This is a genomic window from Peribacillus sp. QJM3NY_7, assembly GCF_056173225.1.
In genome coordinates this window covers 5439624-5451744 of record NZ_CM149663.1, presented here as the reverse complement: position 1 = coordinate 5451744, position 12121 = coordinate 5439624, and the positions used below count along the sequence as shown (strand labels likewise).

The following is a 12121-nucleotide window of genomic DNA, read 5'->3' as shown; positions in this document are numbered from 1 at the left end:
GTATTTTGGATGAAAGAGAAAACGTTTGCATAAATTATTTGAGGGTATCCTACTATTAATGCACGAACATTAAATTCACCCTTAGTGGAGGCAGAATATATGAAATTTCTGATTGCAATTTTAGGACTGCTTATTGTTTTTGGACTAGCTATCTTAGTCAGCAGTGACCGGAAGAAAGTTAAAATAAAACCGATCATCCTCATGTTGGTCATTCAGCTTGTTTTAACTTATTTATTATTAAACACGAAGTTTGGCTTAGTGATCATCAATTCAATTGCCGATGGTTTCGGAAAACTTTTGGAATGGGCAAATGAAGGGATCACCTTTGTATTTGGCGGGATTGTAAATGAAGGAGCATCGCCCTTCTTTTTAAATGTCCTTCTTCCTATCGTATTCATCTCCGCATTAATCGGGATTTTACAGCACTTCAAGATCCTTCCGTTCATCATGAAGTGGATTGGATTCATTCTAAGTAAGGTGAATGGGATGGGTAAATTGGAATCTTACAATGCGGTTGCATCAGCAATAGTAGGCCAATCCGAGGTTTTCATAACCTTGAAAAAACAACTCGGTGCCATTCCGCCATCTCGCATGTATACGCTTTGTGCATCAGCCATGTCAACTGTATCGATGTCGATTGTCGGTGCTTATATGACGATGATTGAACCAAAGTACGTTGTGACGGCCATTGTTATTAACATGTTTGGTGGATTTATCATCGCATCCATTATCAATCCTTATACCGTAACGGATGCAGAGGATATTCTCCCTGTTGAAGAAGGGGCAGAGAAGCAGTCTTTCTTCGAAATGCTTGGGGAATATATCATGGATGGGTTCAAGGTTGCCATCACTGTAGCGGCGATGTTAATTGGTTTCGTTGCTTTAATCGCCGGGATCAACAGCATATTCGACATGATTTTCGGCATCAGCTTCCAAGACATCATGGGGTATATCTTTGCACCGTTTGCCTTTATCATGGGTATACCGATTTCAGAAACCGTGACTGCTGGCGGAATCATGGCGACGAAACTGGTAACCAATGAATTCGTTGCCATGCTGAGCTTAGGGGAAGCATCAGCTGCCTTGAGCGAAAGGACGATAGGGATCGTTTCGGTTTTCTTGGTTTCATTCGCCAATTTCTCATCAATTGGTATCATTGCCGGTGCAGTCAAAGGACTTCATGAAAAACAGGGAAATGTTGTAGCCCGTTTCGGCTTGAAGCTGTTATATGGCGCGACTCTTGTCAGCATCCTATCAGCGATCATTGTAAGTGTGATACTTTAAATAACGGATTTAACACAAAAGGGCACTTGGGTTTACTCCTAAGTGCCTCTTTTATATTTGTTACGCAAGGTAGAGTTTTTGAATTTGAAGGTGCTTGGCTTGCTGATATATAATACATAAAATGACAGGAGTGAAAGGGGAGTTTTAGGATGACGATGGATGGAAATGAAACAGCTATCTTTGCAGGAGGCTGCTTTTGGTGCATGGTTGCTCCCTTTGATGAAATGGACGGTATCATTTCAGTGACATCAGGTTATACAGGCGGTGATTTTGCCGCTCCAAGTTATAAACAAGTGATTACCGGTGCGACTGATCATGTTGAAGCGGTTCAAGTGGTATTCGATCCATCAATCATTTCCTATAAAACGTTATTAGAGATATTCTGGCAGCAAATCGATCCAACAGATGATAATGGACAGTTCTCGGATAGGGGAAAGCAATACAAGGCAGCCATTTTCTATCTTAATGAATGTCAGAAACTGGAGGCAGAACAATCGAGGGAAGATTTAATGATGAGCGGGCGGTTTAAGAAACCTATTGTTACGGGTATTCTACCCTCGGGGGAATTTTACGCCGCTGAGGAATATCATCAAGAATTCTATCGAAAAAACCAATTTCGCTATGCATTGTACCGTAAAGGCTCAGGACGGGATGCTTTCATTAAAGAAAATTGGCCTAAGGATAATGCACACCTTAGAAAGACCTTAACGGAGAGTCAGTTTCATGTCACCCAGGAAAATGGCACGGAGCCGCCTTTCGATAATGCTTATTGGGATCACTTTGAAGAAGGCATTTATGTGGATGTCGTTTCTGGGGAGCCCCTATTCAGTTCGCGGGATAAATATGATAGCGGTTGTGGGTGGCCAAGCTTCACGAAGCCCATCATGTCGGCAAGTGTTAATGAAAAAATGGATCTCAGCCACCGAATGACCCGGACCGAGGTGCGCAGCAGGGATGCCGATTCACACCTTGGACATGTTTTTCCTGATGGTCCAAGTCCTAAAGGCACGAGATATTGCATAAACTCTGCGGCCCTTCGATTCATCCCCAGAAATGAAATGGAGAAAGCGGGATATGGAGATTTAATAATACTATTCAAAATGAAATAACTAGGGAGACAGGGGAACACAAATGGATAAAATAGATGAAAATTTATATCGATATATCCTTGATAACTCGTCTAAGATTACGGAAAACTGGCTGGCTTTAAGGGAAAAGCAGTCTGGGTCGATCTATTCAATAGATTCTAATGAGGAAATCGAAAAACTGCTTAGGGAACAGAATACATGGACCATCAAGACAGTGACGAGTGCTTTACTTGATGATGAAACTGCTTTTATTGAAACGATGGAGCAGTGGGCCACACTTGTCGCGAAGAGCAGGGTTGAATCGGTTACCCCCATTTACGAAGTGTTGGAAGCGCTTAATAAGGTGCGTGAAACATATTGGGCATTCATCACTGATTATATGCTCATGGATACGAAGATAACGAAAGAAAAAATCATCCGGTGGAGCCGGCTTATTAATCGTGCCTTCGATCAATTGAACCGTGAGTTCACCGAGCAGTATTACCTTTTGACAAAAGAACGTTTGTCAGCTCAACAGGAGCTGATTAATGAACTGGGCGCACCTGTCATTCCCATTGTTGATGCCATTGCGGTATTGCCGTTAATCGGTGAAATCGATACCTATCGGGCAAAGGAAATTTTGAATGGGACTCCAAGCAAATGCATTAGCAAAAATATCACCCACTTATTCATCGATTTATCGGGAGTCTCCCTTTTGGATACGATGGTTGCCCAACAAATCTATCAATTGATAAGTACCCTGAACCTGTTAGGCATTCAATCGACCATTTCCGGGATTCGACCTGAAGTGGCCCAGACATCGATTCAGTTAGGCCTTGATTTCAGTCAGGTTTCGACACATAGTACTCTTAAACAAGCCCTTTCCAAACAAGGGATCAAGCTATACGAGAAAAAATGATAAATGAAAAGAACCAGATCCGCTAGGAATCTGGTTCTTTTTCGTGATTCTATAACTTGAATGAACTTTTCAATCCGACGATTTGGTTGAAGACCAAGTGATCGGCCGCAGTGAGTTTTGAATCAACATTATAATAGCCATGCCTGAAGAATTGGAATTTATCCTGAGGCTTAGCATCTTTCATGTTAGGCTCGACAAATCCTTGTAAAATTTCGATAGAATCAGGGTTTACCCGGTCCAGGAATGATTTTTCTTCCTCTTCATCATTTTCCTTATCCAAGATTAAAGGCTGAAAGTTGCGGAATTCTGCTGAAACCGCTTGTGAAGCTTCGACCCAGTGCAATGTACCTTTCACTTTACGGCCAGTGAAGCCCGATCCGCTTTTCGTTTCAATATCGTATGTGCAGCGAAGTTCAATGACGTTACCGGCTTCGTCCTTAATCACTTCTTCACATTTAATGAAATAAGCATGCTTCAAACGGACTTCATTGCCCGGGAAAAGTCGGAAATACTTTTTCGGCGGGTTTTCCATGAAATCGTCCTGTTCGATATATATTTCACGTGAAAACGGGATTTGGCGTGTACCCATTTCCGGTACTTCCGGATTGATCTCAGCATCCAGCCACTCTATCTCGCCTTCCGGATAGTTGGTGATGACCACTTTAAGCGGGTTCAGGATGGCCATAGTCCGTGGAGCCTTCAGCTTTAAGTCTTCCCGCACGAAATGATCAAGCATTTGAGAATCTACGATACCGCTTGTTTTGGCGACACCTATCTCTTGGCAGAATGCACGAATCGCTTCTGGTGTATACCCGCGTCTCCGCAAGCCTGAAACAGTAGGCATCCGCGGATCGTCCCAACCGTCCACGAAGCCCTCATCGACAAGCTGCTTCAGTTTTCGCTTGCTCATTACTGTGTTGGTCAGGTTAAGACGGCCAAATTCATATTGCTTTGGTTTGCTTTCCATTTCACAATTCTCAACGATCCAGTCATAAAGAGGGCGTTGATCTTCGAACTCAAGCGTACAAATGGAGTGTGTGACTCCCTCGATGGCATCTTCAATCGGGTGGGCAAAGGCATACATCGGGTAGATGCACCATTTGTTGCCGGTATTATGGTGTTCAGTATGGGAGATACGGTATATGACGGGATCACGCAAATTAATGTTAGGTGAGCTCATATCGATTTTTGCACGCAATACTTTTGCGCCGTTTTCGAATTCGCCGCTGCGCATCTTTTCAAATAGTTCAAGGTTTTCCTCGACGGTTCTATTGCGGTAGGGGCTGTCTTTTCCCGGCTCTGTCAGCGTTCCGCGATATTCACGGATTTGGTCGGCATTAAGGTCGTCCACATATGCCAGTCCTTTATTGATGAGCAGCACAGCTCTTTTATACATTTCATCAAAATAGTCGGAAGCGAAGAAAAGGTTATCCCAGTCGTAACCGAGCCATTTTACATCTTCCTTAATGGAGTTCACAAACTCAATATCCTCTTTCAATGGATTCGTATCATCGAAACGAAGGTTAGTTTTCCCATTGAAATCATCAGCCACCCCAAAATTCAAAATGATTGATTTGGCATGCCCGATATGTAAATATCCGTTCGGCTCAGGAGGGAAGCGGGTGATGACATGATCATGTTTTCCGGACTCTAGGTCATCTTTTATAATATTTTTAATAAAATTCGAAGAGTTATTTTCCAACTGAATTCGACCTCTTTCATTTATATACTTCTTTTAATTTTACCTGTATATATACCATAAATACAGATATTTTTCCATGTTCGAGCCGGAATCACGGTTTATCTGAAACAATTCATCAAGTATTTAGTTTGTACAATCCGAGCGGAAATATCCCTGAAACTTTGATCATGTAATTTAGGGAACGACCTAACTGGATATTAAAGAAACAAATTAGACCCTTTTCATCTAAAAAAGCAATACAGGAATTCATGCCTGTATTGCATATAAACTCGCTAGCAGTCAGATTTTAGAATTAAAATCAAAAGACTGTCGTTTGCAAAAATTCTTTTGTACGTTCTTCTTTTGGATTGGTGAAGAATTCTTTTGGCGGTCCGCTTTCGACAACCCTCCCATTATGCATGAAGACAATCCAATCCCCGACCTCACGTGCAAAGCTCATTTCATGTGTAACGACTACCATTGTCATCCCTTCCAAGGCAAGTTCCTTCATCGTGGCAAGAACTTCACCCACAAGTTCGGGATCCAGAGCCGAGGTAGGCTCATCAAAGAGCAGGATATCAGGTTTCATGGCAAGGGCGCGGGCGATGGCAACACGCTGTTTCTGCCCGCCTGAGAGCTTGCTTGGATAGACATCCGCTTTATCTGATAAACCGACTTTGGCAAGCAATGTCTTTGCTTCTTCAATCGCTTGGGCCTTAGGGACTTTTTTGACGTGTGTCGGTGCTTCGATGACATTTTCCAGTACGGTCATATGCGGGAAGAGGTAGAAATGCTGAAATACCATTCCGACTTTCTCGCGGATTTTATTAATATCATGGGTACCAGGATTGATTTCCGTTCCTTCAATGAGGATTTGGCCGCTGTCTTTCTTCTCTAAATAATTCAAACAGCGGAGCAGGGTGCTTTTTCCGGAACCGCTTGGTCCGATCAGACAGACAACATCGCTGTCGAGTACCTTCATATCGATATCTTTAAGTACATGCAGGTTTCCATACGATTTATTTAAATTCCTAATGCGAATCATTTCTTTTTGTTCCATTTCAATTCCCCCTATCGATCACTGATGGACAGTTTCTTTTCGAATAAATTGACGATAATGGTCAGGAAAGCCACTAGAATCAAGTAGTAGACCGCTACAATCAATAAATAAGTCATTTCATCGAAATTATTCGAGCCCAACGTAGTGGCTACATTAAACAGCTCATTCATGGATATGAAAGCTGCCAGTGATGAATCCTTCAGTCCGATGATGAATTGGTTGCCAAGCGGCGGCAATGCGCGGCGGAAGGCTTGAGGCAAGATGATTCTCCTTAAGGTGAGCGAATTGCTCATGCCAAGGGAGCGTCCGGCCTCCATTTGGCCTTTGTCGATGGATTGAATCGTACCACGTAAAATCTCTGAGATATAAGCTCCATTATGGAAAGCCAGGGCAAGTGAGGCCGCCCAGAAGTCCGGCAGTAAGAAGAGATTGCTGATACCGAAATAGAGTATGAATATCTGTACGATTAAAGGCGTTCCCCGTACCAGGAATACATATGTATCTGAAATCCATGCAAGAATTTTTATATTGGATATTTTTAATAGGGCAAATAGCAAACCGATGAAGATACCCACCAATATGGAGACTACCGTCAGTTCCAATGTAAGGAGCATGGCCCGGATGAATACGTCCGAGGAGCTAAATAATGTATCAAAAAAATGTGAAAAACTTGGCAATGTAATGACTCCCTTTCTATCAATCTTTATTCAGGCTTAGTTGTGATGTCTTCACCAAAATACTTTTTGCTGATTTCCGCAAGCGTTCCATCTTCACGGAGGTTTTCAAGAGCTTCGTTGATGCGTGCAAGCAGCTGAGGGTTGTCGTCAGGCAGTACGATGGCCTGTTCGCTTCGTTCGATCAATTGCCTTCCTTCGATGTCGAAACCTTCCTTGGTCGCTTCCTTGCCGGTTACGAAGTCGGTGATGACGGCATCATGACGTCCTCCGCTCAATGCCTTCAGGGCGGTGATATCACTGTCATAGGTTTTTACATTGGTTGTATATTTTTCTGCTGTCGTTGCGTACGTGGAGCCTTTAGAAGCCGCAACTTCCTTACCCTTTAAATCTTCAACCGTTTTAATATCACTATCCGGGCGAACGAAAATTTGAGGACCTGAGTAGTAATAAGGGGTGGAGAAGGCAACATGTTTACTTCGTTCTTCATTGATTGTATGGCTGGCAACCGCGGCATCTGCCCGACCGGTTTTAACACCTTCCACAATACCTTTGAACTTTATCCGTTTAGGCACAGGTTCTAGGTCGAGTTCCTTTGCAATTGCATCGCCAACTTCAATATCGAATCCGGTTACGGTCATGTCATCATTGACATAACTGAATGGCTTGAATTCACCTGAGGCAGCAAAAACAAACTGGTCCTCATTGATCAGCTTACTCCCGTCCTCCAGCTGGTCCTTTTCGGCACAGCCGGACAGAAGACCAAGGACAGCCAGAATGGATACAATGAATGTAACGGATGATTTCATGATAATTTCATTTCCCCCTTTGAAAAAAACTAATAGAATGGTCTATACCCTTATGAGGCAATGAATAACCTTATTAACTATGGAAAATAAAACTGAAACCAAATAGGCTGTCCAGCACATACCGACATTTCATCCAAGAATCCCCCTTTACTATGCATTTCATAAAGGTTCTCGGCCTTTGCCTTCATTTCCTTCCAAATTACATGTAATTTCCTGAAAAAGTGACAAAAAATACTTAATAGGAGAAGAAATTTTGAAACAATTCAGGCTGATGATGTATCTATCGAAAGCGAAAAACTGATGATAACCGTATCTAATGATGGGATGGGATAAAACTGTGGAGTATTTTAGGCAATGTTGATTTTGTCTACCAACAAAGTCCCGATTTGATTGACTGACTTTAATTTCGGACATGAATTGAAGTATAATATAGCAAAATAGAAGAAGGGCAGTTGGGAAAATGGTTAGCAACTTTGTGCAAGAGCAGTTACAGGAATATCGCGAAAGAAATCAAGATAGAGGCCGTTTAATTATAAAATGTCCGGACCAGCCGGGAATTGTTTCGACAGTTACGGCTTTTCTTAAAGAATATGATGCAAATATTGTTGAATTGAGTCAGTATTCGATGAATCCTGAGGGTGGTACCTTTTTCACCAGGATCGAGTTCGATTGTCCAGGATTGAATGACAAGGCAGCGGATATGCAACTGGCATTCCAGGAAGTTTCGACAGCATTCTCGATGCAATGGACATTTAATCATGTGAGTGATCTGAAGAGGACGGCAATCTTCGTTTCGAAGGAACCCCATTGCCTTCTGGAATTGCTATGGGAGTGGCAAAGCGGGGATTTATTGGCTGACATTGCACTGGTCATCAGCAATCATGAAGATACGAGGGAAATTGTCGAATCGATGGGCATCCCGTTTTATTACATTCCTGCAAATAAGGATATACGTAAGGAAGTGGAGACTAAACAGCTTGGACTTTTGGAAGAATTCAAAGTGGACCTTATTGTATTGGCCAGGTATATGCAGATATTGACGCCGGACTTCGTAGCGGCCCATCCGAACAGGATCATCAATATCCATCATTCATTTTTACCTGCCTTCATTGGAGCACGGCCTTATGAACGAGCTTATGACAGAGGTGTTAAGCTGATTGGGGCGACTTCCCATTATGTGACGAATGATTTGGATGAAGGTCCAATCATCGAGCAGGATATCGAACGTGTGGACCATCGTGATTCTGCCGGGGATATGAAGAAAATCGGTCGTTCTGCTGAACGCCGGGTGCTGGCACGTGCCGTTAAATGGCATTTGGAGGACCGCGTCATTGTTCATGAAAATAAAACGGTAGTCTTTTAAAATGAAAAACCCCCCTTTGGGTTGCCAAGGGGGGGTTCCGTTTGCACCCATCCTAGAACCATGATTTTAGTGGAATACTGAATTATCCTGCATGTTTTTAACTTGATTATAGGAATGAAACCCTTACTAGATTGAAGAAATTTGTAACACTCCTGCCGAATAACTGACTAGCTGAGACCCCGGGAACGCTTGCCGGCGAGGAGGCTTGGCAGACAGTCGGCGGAAAGGGAGCGGATTTTTGAAATCACCTGGAACCTTTTTAACCGAATTGAAAGTAAATTAGTTCTCCTCTAATTTGTCAGCAGTCTGAATCCCCCTTTAGGTTAAGGGGGGGGGTTTTAGGATGGAATTAAGTGAGTGCTAGTACGAGTATTCCACCCTTACTGAGGCAGTTATGTTCAATTCACCAGGCTGAATTGGGGTAGTCGCCATTTTTGAAAGAGTACTTGTTTGAAAAAGCATCGGAGTTGCCGTTTCAGATAGTTCTTCAACCCTATTAGGGACTGGGTTCAATGAGATTCTTAGCGTTCGAGCCATGGAAAGAGCCTTTTCGTATGCATTTTTTAAAGCGAGAGAAAGTGCCTGGTTATAGTATGCATCTGGATTGGATAAAGAGAAGCGGATGCTGGTGATTGAATTGGCGCCGCTTCTGACGGCCGTGTCGATTATGCTGCCTATTTTCTCGATGTCGGTCGTTTGGGCTTGTATAATGTGCTGGACTTTGTAGTTCTTGAACAATTCCTTTCCGTCAATATAATCATATTGTGGATCGATTCTGTAATCACTCGTTTTCAATTGCTCTTCGGGAATGCCTGCGGATTTAAGTGATGCGATGACATTTGCGATTGCTTGGGAATTGGCTTGCTGGGCCTTTTGCGGGTCCTCATCCTCCGTTATGACTCCAAGGGTGATCGTGGCTTGATCCGGAGCAGCAGATAGCGTCTCTGAGCCGGAAACTTTCAATATATGTTCATCGGTGCGGTAATGATCCCTAAAGGGGGCATTGTATTCTTGATTCATTTTGACACCAGCCTTTTTATAGAGATAATCTCACCCCTATTGTACGAATTATGAATGGGAAACATGATTGAAATATCCCCCTTTGTCATTAATCCATCGAACAATCACACAAAAAAACACTCGGCCTGGACCGAGTGCACATTACTTATGAATGACTTGAACCCTGCCTACCTGGCCATCAGTCAATCTTACTTTAATTCCATGAGGGTGGGTGCTGGAGTTGGTTAAAATATCCTTTACAGTGCCGCTTGTCAGCTTTCCGGTGCGTTGATCTGCTTTAAGTACAATATCCACAGAGGCACCTGGGGTAATATCTTTCCGGTTTTTACCGTTCATGTTCGATTCATTCCTTTTCAGAGTTATTTGCAGCCATTCAACCATGCAGTAACTTCAGTATAAGGAAAACGGCGGGCCCAGTCGACTATTAGATAAAATCACAAATTGGCAGTCAGCGAATTTTCTTCAATGGTTCGACAGCAGGGCCATTTAACACTTCACCAGCGATGGAGTAGCGGGAGCCATGGCATGGGCAATCCCAAGTACGGTCGCCGCTATTCCAGGCAACTTCACACCCCATGTGTGTACATGTGGAATCAACAATATGAAGCTGGCCATCATGGTCACGGTAACACCCAGCTTTGTCTCCATCCACCTTCACGATTGCTCCTTCATCAATTCCTATGTCTTCCGGCGTTTTATGATTGACAGCCAATTTGCCTTTGATCAGATGCTTCGCCACATCAGCATTATCTTGAAGAATATTCTTCACGCCTTTTAAACGGGCAGGATCATACAATTCCGCATACCGGTTATCTTTTTGCAAAATCCGGTCAGTTAAGATCCTGGCGGCAATCGATCCATTCGTCATTCCCCATTTCGCAAAGCCGGTAGCTATCAGAACGTTTTGTTGGTTGGCTGTCACTGGACCGACGAAGGGGATATTATCCGGTGTCACGATATCCTGTGCCGACCAGCGGTAGGGAATGTCTTTCACATCGAAATACTGGGCACTGAAGTCCTTCAGTGCTTCATAATGCTCGATCGTTGATATTCCCTGGCCTGTTTTATGGCCATCTCCGCCAACAAGTATAAGTTTTTCCCCATTGTCCAATTCCGTATAGCGAAGGGAGCGGCTAGGGCTGTCTGCACTGTAATACATCCCGCCTGGATACTCCTGTTCAGTCCTGATGCCAAGCACATAGGACCTACTTACATGAACACGGGCAAAGTATAAGCCCTTTTCATCATTGAAAGGGAAGTGGGAGGCCACGATAACCTGATTGCATTTGATGGAATGTCCCGTATCAGTCAGAACGGTTGGTGGATCGCCATCTTCAATTTTCATTGCCGTTGTCCGTTCATAAATGGTGCCTCCTGCATCGAGAATTGTCGAAATGAGGGCCGTTAAATATTTTAATGGGTGAAACTGTGCTTGATCTTTCATTATCACAGCAGCTTTACATGGAATGGAGAAAGGGATATTCTCCGCATAATCCCCCCGAATGCCAAGTTTTTGATAAGCTCTCAGTTCTTTTTGGATTTTGCTTATATATTCGTCCGTATTTGCGTACACATAGGCATCCTGTGCAGTCAAATTACATTCAATGGAATGTTCTTCTACCAAGTCTTTAATCAGCTTCATTCCATCTGTATTGGCTTCATAATAAAGCTTGGCATTCTCTTCGCCATGGTCAGTGATCAACTGGTCGTAAATCAGGCCATGCTGGGCCGTGATTTTTGCTGTAGTGTGTCCTGTCGTTCCAGTAAGGATTTGGCCTGCTTCAATCAGTGTGACTTTTACACCTTGTTTAGCAAGTAGGTAAGCAGATGTGATTCCGGTAATTCCGCCGCCTACTATTAAGACGTCAGTGGTTAGATCTGTATCTAGTTTAGAAAAAGAAGGGAATGTTAACGCACTGCGCCAATAAGGTTCCGGAAATCGGGGAAGGTCTGTATTTTTTTCAGTCATTTGAATACCTCCATACAGTTCATTAGTGAATCGTCCATTTATTACCATACCCAAATTCGCTATTTATACGCTTATTTTTGTAAGAAGAAAGACTAAAAAAATACATTATTTGGTTTGTTTACAATTATGTATACGTGTAAACAAAAATAGATACTTTGTACACAAATATGTATACATGTTTACAAATGTGTACACATGGCTATATATAAGGTGTATACATATTTGTTCCTATTGTAGACAATTTGAAAACAATTCGACAAATATAGCTACAACTT

General features: G+C 42.9%; 11 protein-coding genes. 4 read left to right on the top strand and 7 right to left on the bottom strand.

The genetic code is table 11. The features are described from left to right. Positions 1–99: 99 nt before the first annotated feature. The 3 genes from AC0VX1_RS26390 to AC0VX1_RS26380 all read left to right on the top strand — a co-directional run bounded on the left by AC0VX1_RS26390 (position 100) and on the right by AC0VX1_RS26380 (position 3270). The gene (locus AC0VX1_RS26390) at positions 100–1284 is read left to right on the top strand and encodes a NupC/NupG family nucleoside CNT transporter (protein WP_475469568.1); all 1185 of its coding nucleotides are present in this window, start codon (positions 100–102) and stop codon (positions 1282–1284) included. A gap of 149 nt (positions 1285–1433) precedes the next feature. Further along, positions 1434–2393 carry a peptide-methionine (R)-S-oxide reductase MsrB gene (msrB, locus tag AC0VX1_RS26385; protein WP_413007717.1) on the top strand — a complete coding sequence of 320 codons (960 nt, stop codon included), beginning with the start codon at positions 1434–1436 and terminating at the stop codon, positions 2391–2393. Between the two features lie 22 nt (positions 2394–2415). Continuing rightward, positions 2416–3270, top strand: coding sequence for an STAS domain-containing protein (locus tag AC0VX1_RS26380; RefSeq protein ID WP_413007719.1), 855 nt, complete (start codon positions 2416–2418; stop codon positions 3268–3270). A gap of 49 nt (positions 3271–3319) precedes the next feature. Here AC0VX1_RS26380 and AC0VX1_RS26375 read toward each other — a convergent pair whose 3' ends face one another. The 4 genes from AC0VX1_RS26375 to AC0VX1_RS26360 form a co-directional block, all read right to left on the bottom strand. Further along, positions 3320–4972, bottom strand: coding sequence for a glutamine--tRNA ligase/YqeY domain fusion protein (locus AC0VX1_RS26375; RefSeq protein ID WP_053536958.1), 1653 nt, complete (start codon positions 4970–4972; stop codon positions 3320–3322). A gap of 298 nt (positions 4973–5270) precedes the next feature. After that, positions 5271–6011 carry an amino acid ABC transporter ATP-binding protein gene (locus tag AC0VX1_RS26370; protein ID WP_034316039.1) on the bottom strand — a complete coding sequence of 247 codons (741 nt, stop codon included), beginning with the start codon at positions 6009–6011 and terminating at the stop codon, positions 5271–5273. A gap of 11 nt (positions 6012–6022) precedes the next feature. Then, complete coding sequence (locus AC0VX1_RS26365; RefSeq protein ID WP_034316037.1) at positions 6023–6688, bottom strand: amino acid ABC transporter permease; 666 nt, start codon at positions 6686–6688, stop codon at positions 6023–6025. A 26-nt stretch (positions 6689–6714) separates the two neighbouring features. Further along, entirely contained in the window at positions 6715–7494 is a 780-nt protein-coding gene (locus tag AC0VX1_RS26360; RefSeq protein WP_053536955.1) for a transporter substrate-binding domain-containing protein, read from the bottom strand. A 460-nt stretch (positions 7495–7954) separates the two neighbouring features. Here AC0VX1_RS26360 and purU point away from each other — a divergent pair, with 460 nt between their 5' ends. Further along, the gene (purU, locus tag AC0VX1_RS26355) at positions 7955–8857 is read left to right on the top strand and encodes a formyltetrahydrofolate deformylase (protein WP_034316032.1); all 903 of its coding nucleotides are present in this window, start codon (positions 7955–7957) and stop codon (positions 8855–8857) included. 360 nt (positions 8858–9217) lie between these two features. Here purU and AC0VX1_RS26350 read toward each other — a convergent pair whose 3' ends face one another. The 3 genes from AC0VX1_RS26350 to AC0VX1_RS26340 form a co-directional block, all read right to left on the bottom strand. Next, positions 9218–9877 carry an SIMPL domain-containing protein gene (locus AC0VX1_RS26350; protein ID WP_475469567.1) on the bottom strand — a complete coding sequence of 220 codons (660 nt, stop codon included), beginning with the start codon at positions 9875–9877 and terminating at the stop codon, positions 9218–9220. Positions 9878–10018: 141 nt separating this feature from the next. Beyond that, complete coding sequence (locus AC0VX1_RS26345; protein ID WP_034316239.1) at positions 10019–10213, bottom strand: YwbE family protein; 195 nt, start codon at positions 10211–10213, stop codon at positions 10019–10021. Between the two features lie 112 nt (positions 10214–10325). Beyond that, complete coding sequence (locus tag AC0VX1_RS26340; RefSeq protein ID WP_475469566.1) at positions 10326–11846, bottom strand: FAD-dependent oxidoreductase; 1521 nt, start codon at positions 11844–11846, stop codon at positions 10326–10328. Positions 11847–12121: the final 275 nt, after the last annotated feature.